General features: G+C 50.1%; 15 protein-coding genes and 1 tRNA gene. 7 read left to right on the top strand and 9 right to left on the bottom strand.

Annotation, left to right across the window (positions count from 1 at the left end; translation table 11 throughout):
- Positions 1–1,003: RNA helicase (locus AWM79_RS21690; RefSeq protein WP_082712657.1), on the top strand; the 1,003-nt coding region annotated here is incomplete at its 5' end.
- A 611-nt stretch (positions 1,004–1,614) separates the two neighbouring features.
- Positions 1,615–1,965: a hypothetical protein gene (locus AWM79_RS21695; RefSeq protein WP_060783752.1), complete on the top strand. Its 351-nt coding sequence runs from the start codon at positions 1,615–1,617 to the stop codon at positions 1,963–1,965.
- Between the two features lie 535 nt (positions 1,966–2,500).
- Here the strand turns inward: AWM79_RS21695 and AWM79_RS21700 are convergent.
- Positions 2,501–3,028 (bottom strand): hypothetical protein, encoded by a 528-nt coding sequence (locus tag AWM79_RS21700; protein WP_060783753.1) that lies wholly within the window; start codon positions 3,026–3,028, stop codon positions 2,501–2,503.
- A gap of 521 nt (positions 3,029–3,549) precedes the next feature.
- A tRNA-Val gene (locus AWM79_RS21705) sits at positions 3,550–3,626 on the bottom strand.
- 183 nt (positions 3,627–3,809) lie between these two features.
- Here AWM79_RS21705 and AWM79_RS21710 point away from each other — a divergent pair.
- A complete protein-coding gene (locus AWM79_RS21710; RefSeq protein WP_060783754.1) occupies positions 3,810–5,093 on the top strand; it encodes an NAD(P)/FAD-dependent oxidoreductase in 1,284 nt (427 codons plus the stop codon).
- 67 nt (positions 5,094–5,160) lie between these two features.
- Here AWM79_RS21710 and AWM79_RS21715 read toward each other — a convergent pair whose 3' ends face one another.
- Complete coding sequence (locus AWM79_RS21715) at positions 5,161–5,904, bottom strand: peptidase C39 family protein (RefSeq protein ID WP_017134029.1); 744 nt, start codon at positions 5,902–5,904, stop codon at positions 5,161–5,163.
- 169 nt (positions 5,905–6,073) lie between these two features.
- On the opposite strand from AWM79_RS21715, the gene AWM79_RS25340 reads away from it, so the two are divergent.
- A complete protein-coding gene (locus AWM79_RS25340; RefSeq protein WP_017134030.1) occupies positions 6,074–6,241 on the top strand; it encodes a hypothetical protein in 168 nt (55 codons plus the stop codon).
- A 58-nt stretch (positions 6,242–6,299) separates the two neighbouring features.
- Here the strand turns inward: AWM79_RS25340 and AWM79_RS21720 are convergent, their stop codons facing one another.
- Positions 6,300–7,049 carry a TerC family protein gene (locus AWM79_RS21720; RefSeq protein WP_017134031.1) on the bottom strand — a complete coding sequence of 250 codons (750 nt, stop codon included), beginning with the start codon at positions 7,047–7,049 and terminating at the stop codon, positions 6,300–6,302.
- Positions 7,050–7,077: 28 nt separating this feature from the next.
- Positions 7,078–7,320 carry a hypothetical protein gene (locus AWM79_RS21725; RefSeq protein WP_017134032.1) on the bottom strand — a complete coding sequence of 81 codons (243 nt, stop codon included), beginning with the start codon at positions 7,318–7,320 and terminating at the stop codon, positions 7,078–7,080.
- A 138-nt stretch (positions 7,321–7,458) separates the two neighbouring features.
- Between AWM79_RS21725 and nhaR the strand changes: the two genes are divergently transcribed.
- Positions 7,459–8,364: a transcriptional activator NhaR gene (nhaR, locus tag AWM79_RS21730; protein ID WP_017134033.1), complete on the top strand. Its 906-nt coding sequence runs from the start codon at positions 7,459–7,461 to the stop codon at positions 8,362–8,364.
- Between the two features lie 120 nt (positions 8,365–8,484).
- Here the strand turns inward: nhaR and AWM79_RS21735 are convergent, their stop codons facing one another.
- Together AWM79_RS21735 and AWM79_RS21740 are read right to left on the bottom strand one after the other, a co-directional pair.
- Positions 8,485–9,639, bottom strand: coding sequence for an MFS transporter (locus AWM79_RS21735; RefSeq protein WP_017134034.1), 1,155 nt, complete (start codon positions 9,637–9,639; stop codon positions 8,485–8,487).
- Between the two features lie 286 nt (positions 9,640–9,925).
- Positions 9,926–10,432, bottom strand: coding sequence for a DUF1993 domain-containing protein (locus AWM79_RS21740; RefSeq protein WP_017134035.1), 507 nt, complete (start codon positions 10,430–10,432; stop codon positions 9,926–9,928).
- A gap of 130 nt (positions 10,433–10,562) precedes the next feature.
- On the opposite strand from AWM79_RS21740, the gene AWM79_RS21745 reads away from it, so the two are divergent.
- A complete protein-coding gene (locus AWM79_RS21745; protein WP_060783755.1) occupies positions 10,563–11,213 on the top strand; it encodes a YceH family protein in 651 nt (216 codons plus the stop codon).
- 1,268 nt (positions 11,214–12,481) lie between these two features.
- On the top strand, positions 12,482–13,438 hold the full coding sequence (locus AWM79_RS21755) for a hypothetical protein (RefSeq protein ID WP_060783757.1): 957 nt from the start codon (positions 12,482–12,484) through the stop codon (positions 13,436–13,438).
- Between the two features lie 333 nt (positions 13,439–13,771).
- Here the strand turns inward: AWM79_RS21755 and AWM79_RS21760 are convergent, their stop codons facing one another.
- Positions 13,772–14,491, bottom strand: a complete 720-nt coding sequence (locus AWM79_RS21760; RefSeq protein ID WP_060783758.1) for a helix-turn-helix transcriptional regulator — start codon at positions 14,489–14,491, stop codon at positions 13,772–13,774.
- A gap of 724 nt (positions 14,492–15,215) precedes the next feature.
- The gene (locus AWM79_RS21765; protein ID WP_060783759.1) at positions 15,216–15,920 is read right to left on the bottom strand and encodes a LuxR family transcriptional regulator; all 705 of its coding nucleotides are present in this window, start codon (positions 15,918–15,920) and stop codon (positions 15,216–15,218) included.
- Between the last annotated feature and the right edge of the window lie 921 nt (positions 15,921–16,841).

Consider the following 16,841-nt stretch of genomic DNA (forward strand, 5'->3'; position numbering starts at 1 on the left):
GTGTGTTCCCCGGCCCCTTACAGATGTATTAGATGACAAGGGAATGTCAACCATCACGACTTGCCTAGGGGCACTCCTTAGGGGCAAGGCTGATGTGTTTATCAAGGAGTATCTAAGCAAGAAAGAAAGCAAATGGAAGTGGCAAGTCAGGGTGATTGATTACTTTGACTTAAGCGGGATCTATGAGTACGCCTCTGAGACACACATCCTGGGAGCAAACGTCACAGGCACCCTTGCCTATCAACATGCCCTGACCAAGGGTTACACCATTGCACCGTCTAAATTCACACCAGAATACAGACGCTATAAATATGAAAGTTACATCTACCCATTGATTGGGGGCAGCAAGGTTAGCAAGACCATGCTCCTTACGCTCCCGGATGGTGCTGTAGCTGAAGACTGGAACGATAGGGTCTACGGGCATACGCTGTTACGTGACGCTATAGAATTCGTGCAAGGCGAACCTATCCTTGTACAGGTTCATGAGTGGTGCAAGTACCCATTTGACGACCACCCTAACGTAATACGCATTCCCTTTGATGCAAGGGGTTTGAATGGCTATTCAGACGTACACCACACACTGTCGTTGATTCATGGTAACCCTAACCCTATCGATGACCAGAACAACACTGAGATGCTGGCGAAGATGGCTATCTCCTCAGTCATAGGTAAACAGGCCTTACGCAATGAGCGCTACAGAGAGTTGATATTTCAAGCTGCTACGCGTAGTAGCATCAGGACATTCAACAACGACAGGCCTACAGTTCACTTTGTACCTACTGAGGAATCAGCACGTCACCTAGCGTTTGATCTTAGGGGTAATCATCTAATCCTAAAAGACCTTACTCGACCAGCACCACAAACAAACTCAAGAAGCAAGCTAGAAGATAACATTATAATCGCCAAAGAGTTGTCATCAGGTGGTTTGTCAGCAAGGAAGATTGCTAGCCTAATGGGAGTTAGCAATAGAACTGTAAGCTTGTGGCTAAAGCAGACTGTGTAATTCTCCTTAAAAATACTCTAAGAGATTTTACACACTTTATACTTAACAACCAAGATCAAAAGCAACGTCGGCACAGCCGACAAAGAGCACGCATTAAAGAGAGAATCGAAAGCAGAGCACCTACTAGTAATCCGCTCTTGATCTTTCTTATTTGCGTATGCCACTACGTGGCGGGCTCTTGATCTTACTTCTGTCACGCAGTGACGTTAAGACATACCTACCAATGGATAAACACATGTTAGATACAGACACCATTAGAATACCCAACATCACTTCATTCACCTTCAAAAATATAATTCTTCGTAGGGGCTTAGCTAAGGAGATTATTGCTAAGCGCAATGACAATCAAGCACTGTACGATCTATCTCTTACCAATCGTATTTCCCTACAAGCCGTAGGTTATATTTCCCGTTGCAGACTTAAGGATATCGAGGAAGCACCTGCTATTAGACCGTGACCTACCTCCTAACCCTCCTGCTATGCCTTCAGTATACTCAGCTATTAATTTTACAAATAATGCAGAACTATAGCTTTTTAGCCATTACCCTAAACATTATCTGCTATTCACTTACCTTGCTAACAACAATCCAACATACAAGACAGAGACGACAATGATCCTGACAGACAAAAACAAGACTGAATACATCGAAACCAATTCACACTGTGACCTAGCTAAACGCTTAGGCATAACCATGCTCACTCTAGATACTTATGCAGAAGAACAAGGATGGAAGGAGGAACACCGTATCTACTGGCATGATAAGTCCATTGAGATATTGAAACAGGAGCTAGTCAACGGAAACATAGCAGCAGTGAAGGAGATGCTTAAGGTAACTGGTAGCGTAAGACCAGTAGGACGCCCAAGGAAATCAGATGTAGAGCGTCAGGTGGCTATCGAGAAGCGTCTAGCTGAAGAGATGGAAGCGGATGTGATTCGAATGAGCCTTGTAAGCAGAAAATAGAATAATTATTTATTAAGACAGAGGGGATGTAATGGCTTTTAGGTAGAGCGATCAGTTTTATTTTTGATAAACAAAATAAAAGAGGAAGCCAATGACACCGACAATTATCGCTAACGCTCCGAGATTCCAAACCAATCTAATCAGTATGACCTTGAGCGTTTCCACGCAATCATCCTCTTAATGGGCATAGCAATCCTTTGTCGCGTCCGCTCTGCTAGGTGCTCACCTAGTGCCCCTTTGGGGGGCTCAATGCGTCACCACACTGGCCGTTCTTCACAGGGGCTAGCGCCTGCTGTGCCTGATAGTTCAGCTACCAGAAACCTGCCCTCCTAACCACGCCAGAAGGGGTAAGCGCTCCACCTCTGAGGGTGGCACCTCGGCCTGTTTACGAACCACCGGCTCGGTCTTCTGAGCGTTCGCACCATCACTACACCATCGAAGGTTCGCTATGACGCTACTGACATTGAAGCGCCTCACTCTGTTCAGCGTGTGCTAGACCCGTTTGCCAGCTCTGACAGTACCCATAAAAAGTCCACTACTCAACCTTTCCAACGAATTTTCCCAGCACCCCATACTCTCGCAATCGCGCTTGCATACCAGACAACGCGAGCTCATTAGCATGTTTAATCTTCTTAGCACGCACCCTGTAACCCCTAAGCTTTCTTAAAGAGAGCGAATTCGAGTCGCATACAGCAGTGTAAAACTCCTCTGCAGCATCGACGGCAGGACGTACCACACCTCGCTCAACTTTATCTAGATAGAGAAATACCGCCCCCCCACCATCACCCCAATAAAGCCCACTCTTCGCTTTCAATATCATTTCCGCGAGTATATTAGCAGCGTTCTGCACCAACGCTCTGTTCTTATGCGCCTCATCGATCAACTCCTCATATATTTTGTCTTTAAGATCTTTTCTATCCGCAAAAAACTTATATAGCTTATACCCATGAGGGACGCCGAATGTAATTGCACCACCAATGAACGCTAGGATTGTTTTGTGCTCAGCGTACATAGTGGATGCCAAGTTTACTAAGGTCTGGAACGCAGACGCCTCATCGCTCATCTACCAACTTCCCTAAAATTTTCTCATGATGGTAGGGGAGCCAAGGAATTTTAGCTAGAAATCCATTAGCGACATTGCATACATAGGCACCCTCCCCCTAACCCCCCTGCCCACCCCTGCCAAGAGAACGCTCACAGAATTCCTAAAGCGTCACCCATGGCGTTCATGATTCCACATAGAGCGTTGGGGTTTAGAGCGTGGCCGATAGGCGTCTGCCGCCTCACAGCAGGCACGTAGCTCAGTTGGTTAGACAGCATGCCCTTGTGAGGTACGAACAACGGGCAAGGGAGTGAGCTTGCGAACGTACCACCACCTAGACAAGAAAGGGATCAGCCCTTACGTATCAATAGGTTAGGTAGAGTCATTCACAATTCTGAGTGTGAACGGGGGGTAGCTAGGAATCTACGTTCACATTGCCTTGTGTGAACGAAGCCTATAATTTGTGAACGTTTTCTTAGGCAAAGAAAAAGGGGAACCCTTTCGGATTCCCCCTCACACCGCCCAGCAGAGCGGATTTTGTTTGGTAGGCGCGATTGGACTCGAACCAACGACCCCCACCATGTCAAGGTGGTGCTCTAACCAACTGAGCTACGTGCCTGCTGTGAGGCGGCATTCTACGGATTTGCGCAAGTGTGTCAATCTCTTTTTGCCGCTAAGTCTATGAATAAGCGAATTTTTATTTTTGCCTTCGACAGCGCCGATGTTTCGAGTGGCTGGCGGGGGTATTGCATCTGAGGTAGGATCGGGCCACTCGTAAAAAATATAAAACAGAGGTTGCAGGATGGCGAACACCCCCTACCCCCAGTCCTATTACGCCGCATCGGCCAATCCGGCTACCGGGCGCCCGGCCCTCCAGGACGATATCGAGACCGACGTATGCGTGATCGGCGCCGGCTATACCGGCCTCTCCAGTGCTCTATTCCTGCTGGAAAACGGTTTTCGGGTCACGGTACTGGAAGCCGCCAAGGTCGGCTTTGGCGCCTCGGGCCGTAACGGTGGGCAAATCGTCAACAGCTACAGCCGCGACATCGATGTGATCGAACGTAGCGTCGGTGCCAAACAGGCGCAACTACTCGGGCAAATGGCCTTTGAAGGTGGCCGGATCATTCGGCAACGAATCGCCAAGTACAACATCCAGTGCGACCTGAAGGACGGCGGCGTCTTCGCGGCCATTACCCCAAAACAGATGGACCACCTCCAATCCCAGAAGAAACTCTGGGAGCGTTATGGACATACCCAGTTGGAATTGCTGGATCGGCGCCGTATCCGCGAAGTGGTCGATTGCGGTCACTATCTGGGGGGCATGCTCGACATGAGCGGCGGCCATATCCATCCACTCAACCTGGCGCTGGGCGAGGCGGCGGCGGTCGAATCCCTCGGCGGCACGATCTACGAGCAATCGCCGGCAGTACGTATCGAGCGCGGTGCCCACCCGCAAGTGCATACGCCGCAAGGCAAGGTCAGGGCCAGGTTCATCATCGTCGCGGGCAACGCCTATCTGGGCAACCTGGTACCGGAGCTGGCCGCTAAGTCGATGCCGTGCGGCACCCAGGTGATCGCCACCGAGCCACTGAACGAAGAACTGGCGAAGTCGTTGCTGCCGCAGGATTACTGCGTGGAGGATTGCAACTACCTGCTGGACTACTACCGTCTTTCCGGCGACAAGCGCCTGATCTTCGGGGGAGGAGTAGTTTATGGCGCACGGGATCCGGCGAATATCGAGGCGATCATCCGGCCGAAAATGCTCAAGGCCTTCCCGCAACTCAAGCATGTGAAGATCGACTATGCCTGGACCGGCAATTTCCTGCTGACCTTGTCGCGCCTGCCTCAGGTGGGTCGCCTGGGTGACAACATCTACTACTCCCAGGGCTGCAGCGGCCATGGCGTGACCTATACGCATCTGGCGGGCAAGGTGCTGGCCGAAGCCCTGCGCGGACAGGCCGAGCGTTTCGATGCCTTTGCCGACTTGCCGCATTATCCGTTCCCCGGTGGCCGGCTGTTGCGCACGCCGTTTACTGCACTGGGGGCGTGGTACTACACGATGCGGGACAAACTCGGGGTTTAAGAGTCTGAAGGCGCTGCGCCCAACGACCGTTCCCAGGCGAAAACGTGGGAACGCTCATGGCAAGCGATCAATGCCCGGCAAGGGCCTTGGTCGCCTTGGCGGCCGCCTGCTCCTGTCCTGCCCGGGCCAATTCATCGGCGGCTTGCAACCAGCGCCGTTGATCGACTTGAGCCGGCAATTGTGCCGGCGACTGGATCAGCACCGCCCAGCCACCGGCACTCTTCCAGGCCGAAGTGAAGGTGGCGAAATCCATCAGCATCCGACGGTTCATCCCCGCCCGCAACAATACCGTCTGCTTGGTCCGGTTGTAGCCAGCCAATACGGCATAACGCGGCTCGGACCAGAAACGCCCCTCATTGAATCGCACCATCACCGGATAGCCGGCCGCGACCTGAGTCAACAACGCCGGCAACTCGGAGTCCAGCGGATAGACCACCATTGCATACTCGCGCGCCAGCACCTGCATATTGCGCTGCAGATCCGCCTCGCCCCCCGGCAACCTCAATGGCTTGTCCAGAAGCCCCGGCGTCACGCTCACGCCCTGCTGCGAAAGCATGCTGGCCAGCGCCCCCGGACCGCCCTGATAAGCCTCGCCACGGAAGAACGGCACCCCGTTAAGCTCCACACGCTCCGGCAAATTCTGGATTGGCGGCTGGACGCTGCCGGCACAGCCGCCCAGGGCTAACAACAAAGCTCCCACCATCAACAATCGACGGGATGGCATGGGGCGCAAATGGGTCAATCCCTCAAACATCTTCACTCTCTTGATCAGGTGCCAGGCAAGGTCAGCCCCGGCTCGGGTCTTGATCATAGGTCCCGCTTACGCGCAGGTATAGCTTTTCATCACAGTTTATCTAATGCCATAGAACGAAATGACTGGGCGAACACGACCTTTGGTCAATAGCCTGAAACATGCCAGCGGCTAGACTAATCCTCAAGCGAAACGAAGTGAGCGGCCCTTCGGGGCGAAGGAGGCACTGATGAGCCTTATCGTGACAGTTACACTGTTGATCCTGGGTTGGCTGGCGGTCGCGGCAGCCATGCTGTGGGCAATCCTGAGAATCTCGCGGCGCCATCCCCCGCAGGCCGCGCCCTCGCAACCGAAAGAAGCCGCCCCATCACAGGGACGCACCGTCAGCGCCCACTAATGAGATTTCCCACAAAAGCCGCCTGAAACCAGACGGCCTTGATGATTATGGAGGCGAATCAGGCCTCCACCGCCTCGCGATTTTGCCGGGCACGACGAGCCAGCATGTTCAGGCCCTCGATCACCGCCGAAAAGGTCATGGCGGCGTACACATAACCCTTGGGCACATGGGCACCAAAACCTTCGGCAATCAGCGTCATGCCGATCATGATCAGGAAACCCAGGGCCAGCATCACGACAGTCGGGTTGTCGTTGATGAACTTCGCCAGCGGCTCGGAAGCCAGCAACATCACGGCCACCGCCACCACCACCGCGATCACCATGATCGGCAGGTGTTCGGTCATGCCTACCGCAGTAATGATGCTGTCGATCGAGAAGACCAGGTCGAGCATCAGGATCTGGCCGATAGCCGCGGCGAAACCCAAGGCAACCCGCGAGCTCTTGTCCTCGGATTCCTTGGCTCGTGGGTCCATGCTGTGATGAATCTCCGTGGTGGCTTTCCAGACGAGGAACAGGCCGCCGGCGATCAAGATCATGTCCTTCCACGAAAACCCCTGGCCGAACACGTCGATCACCGGTGCCGTGAGCTTGACGATATAGGCGATAGTACCAAGCAGGGCCAGGCGCAGGATCAGTGCCATGCCGATACCGACTCGCCGCGCCTGGGTGCGAAACTGCGCGGGCAGCTTATTGGTCAGGATCGAAATGAAGATCAGGTTATCGATGCCCAGCACGACTTCCATGACGATCAACGTCGCCAGGGCAATCCAGGCGGTGGGGCTGACAGCGAGTTCCAACAGGTATTCCATGATTCAGTCCTGGCTCCGGGTAAGCGACTTAGATTTCCTGGGACGACTTTTCAGTCTCTTCCGCAGGTTTCGACGGGTTGAGCGGCAATCCCTTGATCACCTCACTGAGAGCCTGGTCGGCAGCCTTGTGCGTGTCGTCGAGGGCTTGCTTGGCCGTTTCAGCCGCTTTGCCCAGCAGTTGCTGGGCGCTTTTCTCCGCCTGGTCGCAACCACCGAGCAGCAGCAAGGTAGCCATCAGCAGCGAAGTAGTCATGATCGAAGGGTGTTTCATCCAGGGCTCCTACTAATTGTTCCCAGGCGCGCCTCTCAGTTGGCTCGCCGATAGCGCTGTATTGTAGAGAGCGCAATACTTCAGAAAAATTCGTATTTTCAAGCGCTATACTTCGGTTTTTACGAAGTGATGATCGCAATGCTCAATTATCGACAACTGCACTATTTTTGGGTGGTGGCCAAGACCGGCAGCATCGTGCGCGCCTGCGAACAACTGAACCTGACCCCACAAACCATCAGCGGCCAGATCAGCCTGTTGGAACAGACCTTCGGTGTAGAGCTGTTGCGCAAGGCCGGACGCCAACTCGAACTGACCGAGGCCGGCCGCCAGACCCTACCCTATGCCGAGCAGATGTTTCAGTTGGGCAACGAGCTGGAGGCCATGCTGCGGGCAGAACCCAAAGAACAGCAGGTGCTCTTTCGGGTCGGAGTGGCGGATGTGGTGCCCAAGTCCATCGTCTATCGACTGATTGCCCCGACTATGGAACTGGACGAACCGATCCGAATTACCTGCCGCGAAGATAAGCTCGAACGCCTGCTGGCGGACCTGGCCATCCAGCGCCTGGACCTGGTGATTTCCGATAGCCCGATGCCGACCCACTTGGATATCAAAGGTTACAGCCAGAAGCTGGGTGAGTGCGGGATCAGCTTTTTCGCTACCAGGGCGCTGGCGCAACGCTACGGCGACACCTTCCCGAACTGCCTGCAGGGTGCGCCGCTACTGATTCCCGGTCAGGAAACCGTCGTGCGCAGCCGGTTATTGCGTTGGCTTGCCGAACAGAAGATCCAACCGAAAATTGTTGGAGAGTTCGACGACAGTGCCTTGATGCAGGCTTTCGGACAATCCGGCAGTGGCTTCTTTATCGCTCCGAGTGTCATCGCCGATGAAGTGTGCAAGCAGTATGGCGTCAAGCTGATGGGCCAAACCGATGCAGTGAGCGAATCCTTCTATGCGATCTCGGTGGAGCGCAAGGTCAAGCATCCGAGCATCCTGGCGATCACCGAAGGCGCCCGGCGCGAGCTGTTCAGTGGCCTGTACGGTTAGGCAGTCCATGGCCGAGACGCTGGGACGAGTCATAGCCGGGCTATGGCGGGCAACGGCAACGCAGGCCAGGGTTGGGTGGTGACTGCCGAAATTGCCTAACAGAACTCACCACACAGGCCGCTAGGCAGTCACCATGCGCGACTTGACGCCGATCAGAATCAGGCTTAGCACCATCGCCAACAGGATAAAGCCGGCGGCAGCAAAACCGAGGCTGCCCAAGCCCACACTGTCGATCACCCGTCCACCCACTATGGCTCCCAGACCGATTCCCAGGTTGGCGCCGGCGATATTCAGTGATGCGGCAAAGGCCGGCGCGCGCGGCGCAACCTTCATCAGCCGGACATGACTAACCACGAACAACGCCGACTGGGTCACCCCCCAAACACCTAGCGCCACCGTCAGGCCCAACGTGGAATGAATATTGGGCACCAGCGCTACCATCGCACCGATCATAAAGGCGCAGAACACCAGCGAGGCAATCAACGGATGGCGGTCGACCAGGCGCCCGCCCAAGGAGTTGCCGATCAGCCCGACCGCGCCGAATGCCATCAGACACCAACCGACGATGGTGCCGTTGAAACCGGCCAGGCGCTCGAGAATATCCGCCAGGTAGGTGTAGACCGTGAACATGCCGCTGAAGACCAGGACCGACAGCATCACATGACCGATCATCAAGGGCTGACGCAGTATCCCAAACTGCGCGCGTAGCGACACCTGTTCCAGGTGCAAACGGGTCGCGGGCAAGTATCGCCACAGCAACAAGGCCTTGATCAAGGCCACCACCGCCAGGATCGAAAAAGCCACGCGCCAGCCCCACGCATCAGAGATCAACGTGCCCACTGGGATACCGAATACCGTGGCACAAACGATGCCCAGGCCGATCTGCTCAATCGCCCGGCCCGCATAATCCGGCCCGACAATATCCACTGCTGTTTCACTGGCAAGGGCCCAGAACACCGGCAATCCCAGTGCCGGCAGCAAACGGGCACTCGCCATGACCCAGATGTTCGGAGCCAGCGCCGCCACGGTATTAGCCAACCCGAACATCACCAGGATGGCAATGAACAGGCGCCGCCGTTCGAAGCGGGAAAAGTAGGCGGTCAGGAACGGACCAAAGGTCGCCACGGTGAAGGCAAACAGAGTCACCAACAAACCGGCCTGGGGAATGCTGATCTCCAAGTCGCGAGCAATCGAGGGCAAGATCCCGACAATGACGAATTCGGTGGTCAGCACGGTAAAACCGGCGGCCGACAACAGGAGAATGGGTAACAGCATGGATAACTCCGCAAACCAGAACGTCAGCGACTGCCCGAAGGCTCGCTGAAAAGAGGAAAAGTGAGGATGGAGCGATTGTAACAGAGCATTTATGACAAAACGCGAATCATGGTCTGTCGCTGAAGGATATTGTGAAGGGAAGCCATGACACGCGCCCGGGGAAATCGTGGGCCCTTCGTGGACAAGCTCCGCGCCACCGGGGCTATATTCTTCATAAGCTCGCTATCTTCGAGCACACGGCATTACCCCGAGGCACTTCAGTACCAAGCGCCCCAGGGCGATTACATTAAGCGCCGATAAAATCGCGCTTGCCGATTTCCACGCCGTTGTGACGCAGGATTGCGTAGGTCGTGGTCACGTGGAAGAAGAAGTGTGGCAGAGCATAGCTCAGCAGGTACGACTGGCCGCTGAAGCGCTTCTCTTTCGGGGTGCCCGGACGGGTTACGATCTCAATGCCCTCGTTGCCATCGATCTGCTCGGCACTAATGCTGTCCAGATGAGCCAATACCTTGCTGATCAGCGCTTGCAGTTCAGCGAAGCTGGTTTCGGTATCCGGGTAGGACGGTACCTCGATCTGCGCCAGACGCGAAGACACGCCCTTGGCAAAATCGACCGCGATCTGCACTTGGCGCGCCAGTGGGAACATGTCAGGAGCCAGACGAGCTTGCACAAATACGCTTGGGTCAATGTTCTTGCTCGTTGCGTGGGCCTGCGCCTTGTTCAGAACATCGCTCAGGGCACTGAGCATCTGTTTGAAGACTGGGACGGAGGCGGCGTACAAGGAAATGGTCATGAGAATCTCACAGCGAAGATGGCAGGAATGAAACCACGCGATTATAGACAGGCTCGGCGGCATGGCGGCTTGTCTTTTTACACCGGGAAGTCCTAGGCTAGTGGCCTTTCAACGCAGAGGGGACAGCACAATGAGCACCGAGCAAGAGACTTGCGTCGACCAATCACGACTGACCAGCACGGAAATCCGCATCCTCGGCTCCTTGATTGAAAAGCAGGCCACCAACCCGGAAACCTATCCGCTGACGCTCAATGCGCTGGTCCTCGCCTGCAACCAGAAAACCAGCCGCGAACCGGTGACCTACCTCAGTCAGGGCCAAGTCGGACAAGGCCTTCGCACCCTTGAAGGTCAGGGGTTCACTCGGCTGGTGATGGGCAGCCGAGCCGACCGCTGGGAGCATCGGATCGACAAGGCGCTGGAGCTAGTGCCAGCGCAGGTGGTATTGCTCGGTCTGTTGTTCCTGCGTGGACCGCAGACAGTCAATGAACTGTTGACCCGCAGCGGCCGAATGCACGAATTCGAGGACGCCGAGCAGGTGGCGCACCAGCTGGAGCGCCTGATCGCTCGCGGCCTGGCACTGTTGATTGCACGCCAGGCCGGACAGCGCGAAGATCGCTACACCCACGCCCTGGGCGACCCGGTTGATATCGAAACGATCATCGCCGCTCGCCAGCAGGGCTCTGAACGCGGGAGTTCCGTCAGTGTGTCGGCGGAGCGAATCGCAGAGCTGGAAGCACGAATTGCTGAGCTGGAAGAGCGACTTACCCGGCTGGAGCAGTAACCTCCAGGATTCGGCTGACGCCATCAAACACGATCTACCCCTGCCCTCGAGTACCTGAAAAATCCGCGAGTCTACTTTCGACTCCGCTAAAGCAGATTTATTTATGGCGCAGCCTAATTCAAACTTGCGGTTTTTACAGGCTCGTATCTTATGCAAGCCATTGCCGCACCATCCACGTAAAAAGCCGGTATTATTTCCTCATAATCGATCTTTGCGAGTTTGTCATATATTTGCTTTAAGTCCCTAATCTGCTTGGCAGTTAGCGACAACGAGCCTTCTTGATATTCATCAACAAACTCCCGAAGATCTACCAAATGAAATCAATGACATCCTTTGTCCTTTTTACTCTAGTAGCTATATCCTTCGAAACGTAAATTGTAGCTGGTTTCCACTAGAAAAACGCTTTAACGCGCCATATGCAGAGAAATATTGTCCCCAGTTAATATTAATGCTGTCATTAACGGCAGAAAACTCATCAAAAAAGCTGGGGCGCTGTTTTTACTGAATTCAGTCTATTTTTTATTAACTTATCCAGCATCTCATAAAGCCTCTTTAAACTTCCAGAAGCTCCTGAAATATCAAATTAGCCGCAATTTGCCATTGAGCCAAAATAAGAAAACATAGGATAAACATCAATACTAAGTGCAGCATAGTCAAACAGCATCCTGAGGATGCTCATCGTTAGTAGTCACAACTTACCCTTCCCATTTAATAGATTACGACAGGATTCATTGCGTAATAATTGAGAAACACAAGCACTTAAAATATCGAACAGACTTATTTCTACAAAAATATAGCAATAATGCGCTACGATGAACTTAGCCTCGCTACTATTTCTGATAGATTTCTGGAAACTCATGAAAAATTTCCAAATACCTCCACCGCGCGTTTGATGTGCGAGCCCCAAGCAAGAGCAGGTGCCGAAGCTGAACGCCATATATTAGTGAATTGAACTGAGAGACCATGACACCTAGCCGCGATTCCTGTGGCTTGAGTCATCGTTTCGATAGCGTATTTGCAGCATCAATGCCCGAAAAAGGCGAGCACCCACTCTAAAAATGCCGGCCAAGAAAAGGTGTCATTTCTTCGGCCAAAGCGACTATCGCCCACTAATTTGTGAGCATATCCATAAAAATTTATAAAAATTAATAGTTACAGCGATTAAATGTAAAATTATAATCACAGTCAATCACGTCATTTATCACCACTTAGCTATTTCAGGACTTTACAGAGAGCAAATTATAAATCAGCCTATAGAGGCCCCACAAATGAGCTATCATTATATATTTCTCCAATTAAAATCCGACCGGGATTATGGGAGTTTAGTTAGGTCTAATATAGATCAGACAGCATGGACACCACCGAAAAAGATCAAAGCAACTGAGCTAGAGTGCAAATATGCCAATCCAACCGGCATCAGATACAAGGAAAAAATATACTTGGTTATCAGAGAAGATCGAATTGTTAATTTTTTCAATAAAATTATCTTCATTGAAATCAAAGAAGGCACTGTAATCGAAACAGACTTTACGTCTCATGAAACCATTGTTCCATTTCATATATCATCAGCTTCTTATGTGTTTTACCAAGAAAGTCGCGGGACCTTGAACGTGGCTTCTCTAGGCTGGGAAAACAACACCCCGAAACTCGCCAGCCTCAGCACTCTGGACAAAAAACTAAAATCTTATGACATCATTGGCTATCCATCTATTGCGCAATATGTTGGTCAACCGGGAAATAGCCCACGAGTTTTCTATGTCAATACCAATGGAAAGCTCGCTAGCTTTCAGATTAACTGTACTCGTCAAACAATTGGCAATCCAAAAGACTACGACCTGGAGATCGCTGGCAGCCCTAGCGCGGTAGTCTGGCAGGACAACTATATAGTTCTATATAGGACCAACAATAACAATTTGTATTGCGCCCTTTTTAACGCAATTGAATCCGGCGACGCCGAAGAAGGAGATTTCATTGAAAAATATAATCTTTCGGAGAGCAGCATAATCAGAGCATTTAGTTCACCTTCGATCATTCTCGACGATGAGAATAATTTACTATACATCTATTTTATAGGCGGAGACAGCAAACTCAGAAAGAGCACTATTGATATGAGTATGAAATTACCTAATATTTCAGTCTCCACGGTTATTGATTCTGAATATGATTTTTCTTATAGTTCAGGAGCCGCCCCATTTGCGATTTCCTCTGATAAGCGCCTAGATTAACGACTTAGCTCTATAACTCACTGCGTAGCACTGGAACGAATCACAATCCGACATGGGAGGAACAGCAGCTTGTGGTACCGAAATTGACGAACAAAACTAGCTGCACAGACACTAGTAGCCCTTGTAGTTATTTCGTTTACCTAAAAGCACCGCGAAGACAGTGCATTTTTTGAAATAGATAAAATATTAACCAACCAGGCTACTAGACCATGATCTTTTTATCGGCAATGACGCTCTTAGAAAACTTATCTGTCAATGACTATCTTGACCTCACCTCACAGAAAGATAATTTTGATTCAGTAAAAAGTCCAAGCTAGCTAAATTTCTAATCAATCATAAAAGACTCATGAGTGCGGCTTTTGCAATTATTTGTGTTTTGTTATGACACGCCATTTTTTTGCTTATAATCTTTAAATGATAATCAACTGCAGCTTTGGTGAGAAAAATTTCGCGTGCGATTTGTTGTGCTGTCATTCCGTCGGCTGTAAGGCGGAGTATGCCAAGCTGCTGAGGTGATAAGTCACTGGCGACAAGTTTATATTTTGTTTTTTTTCCTAATTCAGCTATGTCGATAGCTGTTTTGCAAATCAGATAAGCATCTGCCGCCATGGCTTGCACTTGCGCATCTGTTACCATAGTTTCACCTGCGAACGACATGTATGCAACAGAACCATCCTGCAATGGAAAACAATAAGTAACCCCATCCTTCATCTCATTGAAGTGACTAAGCAACTCATACATATGGGTTTTTTTTCGAAAAATTCTATGCCATATCATGTAATCCTGATCACCTATCGAATTGATTCTCGGATCAATTCTCCAGAATTCACGCTCACAATAGAGTTTTACCAACTCACGCGGATAATTACAGAAAGCATACAAGGGTGGAGAAGAAACAGGTAACGGTTGCCTCATTAGCAAACCAAAATAATTGAACCCTAACCTTTCTCGCACGAGAGTTTGAATCTCGTTGATCTTTGTTAGGTGCAACTTAACGCAGTGAAAATCCCAGGATTTATTATATCTGCCTAGCCGAGCAAAGTTGTCTTCCATGACTAATTCCTTTTGTCGCCAATCCGTTATTATTGTTCATAATTATCCAAGATAATATCTAGCCACCTGGTGCCCTGTATGGTGAGTCTGTTAGTCAGTTTCGATGCCACAAACCCCTGGCCTTGCATGGCTGTTTCTCGTCCTAGCAGGCTATGACTGGTTACAGCGTCTTGGCCATGAATTTTCGGCAGCCGAATTTGAACGAACTAACCCTACGGACCACTCGCAAATTAGTCACTATCACTAAGCCATTTAAATGGCCGTACCTTTACGCCCCTCACAATTTTTATGTATCAGTGTATCCCCATTGGCAGTTAACGCACAACTATGAAAATTACTAGTTTTCCTGAGCTGCAGTGAAAAACAGCCTTAACTCAAAATCGCCTGTAGACCGATTGCAAAGCAGCACGACCATTTTTCATAAGCATATCGTAGCTATATTATTTCAACGAATAATAATGCAATAAAAATATCGTACCTAATCATCTAACTGAATCGCTCTCGTTGCATCTTTTATATTGCAGATTTCTATTTTTTGTCAATAAAATAAACCATCTATAATTTCAGCCCGAATAAATTCGCACGGATAGTATTTATAATTTCGCCTCATATGCAAAATCCTTTTGCTTCTACCAAAAAAAATAGTAGCTTAAGGCGTTATAGCAAATTTATGACTTGCAATATATAGGGGCGATTTGGCGCAAAAATCCCCCCTAATATAAGTTTACAATATACTCATTAGTGCAGCTTTAGCGATCGCCTGAGCTTTGTTTTTACAGCAGAGTTTCGACACTATATTTTTTATATGAAATTGTACAGTGCTTTGAGTTAAAAAAATATGTACCGCGATTTGCTCAGCAGTCATGCCATCTGCCGACAATCTGAGTATTCGTAGCTCCGGGGCTGTCAAAAGCCTCCCACACACATTATATGTTACTCGTCGCTTCTCCAACAAAACATTGAGTGCCGCTTTGTACACATTATACACTTTGAAAAATATCGATTGGGCATACATTTTTGTAACTGACTGCGGCCCTGCAAAAGAAATACTAGCGATAGAACCATTACACTGAGGAAACCGATAAGTTACCCCATCTTTAATTTCCTGGTTATCCTCTAGTAACTTAGCCACAGGATTTTTCTTATCTAAACTGAGGCTCCAGATCGTAAAATCCTCTCTGTTTAGATAATTAAAGACCGGGTCAATTCTCCAGCATTGTTTTTCGTCGTAAACCCGATTGAACTCCTCCGGAAAATTATTGAAGGTGTAAACTATTGGAGCTGAGGCCGGCAATGGAAGCTTGTGGGTAAAAGAAAAATAGTCGAATCCAACAGCCTCCTGAGCAAGCCTATGTAATTTATTCAATTCGCTTAAATGAACGTTGACCCGGTGAAAATCCCAAGACTTCTCATTATTCAGTCGCGACATTTGCCCTCCTCGGCCATTTGGCAACTTTTGACTCAAAACCGGAGCAGAATAGTTCTTATTGCATGAACTGATAACTTTTCAGCTATATGCAAAGGTCATCCTCAATTTAGTTCAGGTGCTTAAACTCAGGCACATGTTTAAATACCTATACCAAAAAGCTGAACGGGTTCGTGACAAAAAAATTTATATGCCAAATCCTTCCTCCTTGTGTGCTTACCTGCCACTTGGGATACTATTTGTACCTGCCCTGTACATATCACCACTCCTGTACAAACTCTACCTAGCTGTACAATTCCTTCTCGTTTGTGCACCTCTCCTTGCACCAATTTTTACTGTACAAATTTTAGAAACTGTACAGTTTTTATCATCTCGTAAACAAAACCATCAACAGCGCCGCCTGGCAACGAACCTCGCTCTGTAACTGGTTAGCCCCGTCTTCTTATCATTCTAATCGAGTATGATTCTTATTACGAGAGCATTAGACTTTAGTATAAAATGCTGGACAAATCTTGTTATACCGTTGGCAATAAATGGCGTCAACAAATCTCCGCAAAAATTTTGACGCGGCTGAGCATCGCGTAACAAAAGTGTAATAATAGAGCTGGGCAATCAGGCAGCGAAGCTCAACGAGAGGAAACAACGAAAAATTATCAGGTAGGTAAAAGTGCCAATTGGCAATATGCGAGGAGGGATATCTCCTTCCGTCGAGGCGGTTAAATCACCGCCCTATCGGGCAATTTGGCACCGACGGCCACGGAGCTAAAACTTAAAGATGCTGAAGCAAATTTTCAATATCTGAGATAATAATTTGAACGACCAGGGTATTTACCATCGATATGATATCCCATGCGGTCAATCTCCTTGGTTGGTGATAGGTACGCTTCAGCCAACGACACCCTTTGCATTAGTAGTCTGTGTGAC

Origin of the sequence: Pseudomonas agarici (genome assembly GCF_001543125.1) — a bacterium.
GTDB lineage: Bacteria > Pseudomonadota > Gammaproteobacteria > Pseudomonadales > Pseudomonadaceae > Aquipseudomonas > Aquipseudomonas agarici.

Bases quoted from the DNA above. Each gene is read 5' to 3' on its own strand.
- AWM79_RS21740 (WP_017134035.1), bottom strand. From the start codon at position 10,432: ATGACCATTTCCTTGTACGCCGCCTCCGTCCCAGTCTTCAAACAGATG.
- AWM79_RS21695 (WP_060783752.1), top strand. From the start codon at position 1,615: ATGATCCTGACAGACAAAAACAAGACTGAATACATCGAAACCAATTCA.
- AWM79_RS21710 (WP_060783754.1), top strand. From the start codon at position 3,810: ATGGCGAACACCCCCTACCCCCAGTCCTATTACGCCGCATCGGCCAAT.
- nhaR (WP_017134033.1), top strand. From the start codon at position 7,459: ATGCTCAATTATCGACAACTGCACTATTTTTGGGTGGTGGCCAAGACC.
- AWM79_RS21765 (WP_060783759.1), bottom strand. From the start codon at position 15,920: ATGTCGCGACTGAATAATGAGAAGTCTTGGGATTTTCACCGGGTCAAC.
- AWM79_RS25340 (WP_017134030.1), top strand. From the start codon at position 6,074: ATGAGCCTTATCGTGACAGTTACACTGTTGATCCTGGGTTGGCTGGCG.
- AWM79_RS21715 (WP_017134029.1), bottom strand. From the start codon at position 5,904: ATGATCAAGACCCGAGCCGGGGCTGACCTTGCCTGGCACCTGATCAAG.
- AWM79_RS21720 (WP_017134031.1), bottom strand. From the start codon at position 7,049: ATGGAATACCTGTTGGAACTCGCTGTCAGCCCCACCGCCTGGATTGCC.
- AWM79_RS21735 (WP_017134034.1), bottom strand. From the start codon at position 9,639: ATGCTGTTACCCATTCTCCTGTTGTCGGCCGCCGGTTTTACCGTGCTG.
- AWM79_RS21745 (WP_060783755.1), top strand. From the start codon at position 10,563: ATGAGCACCGAGCAAGAGACTTGCGTCGACCAATCACGACTGACCAGC.
- AWM79_RS21700 (WP_060783753.1), bottom strand. From the start codon at position 3,028: ATGAGCGATGAGGCGTCTGCGTTCCAGACCTTAGTAAACTTGGCATCC.
- AWM79_RS21755 (WP_060783757.1), top strand. From the start codon at position 12,482: ATGAGCTATCATTATATATTTCTCCAATTAAAATCCGACCGGGATTAT.
- AWM79_RS21725 (WP_017134032.1), bottom strand. From the start codon at position 7,320: ATGAAACACCCTTCGATCATGACTACTTCGCTGCTGATGGCTACCTTG.
- AWM79_RS21760 (WP_060783758.1), bottom strand. From the start codon at position 14,491: ATGGAAGACAACTTTGCTCGGCTAGGCAGATATAATAAATCCTGGGAT.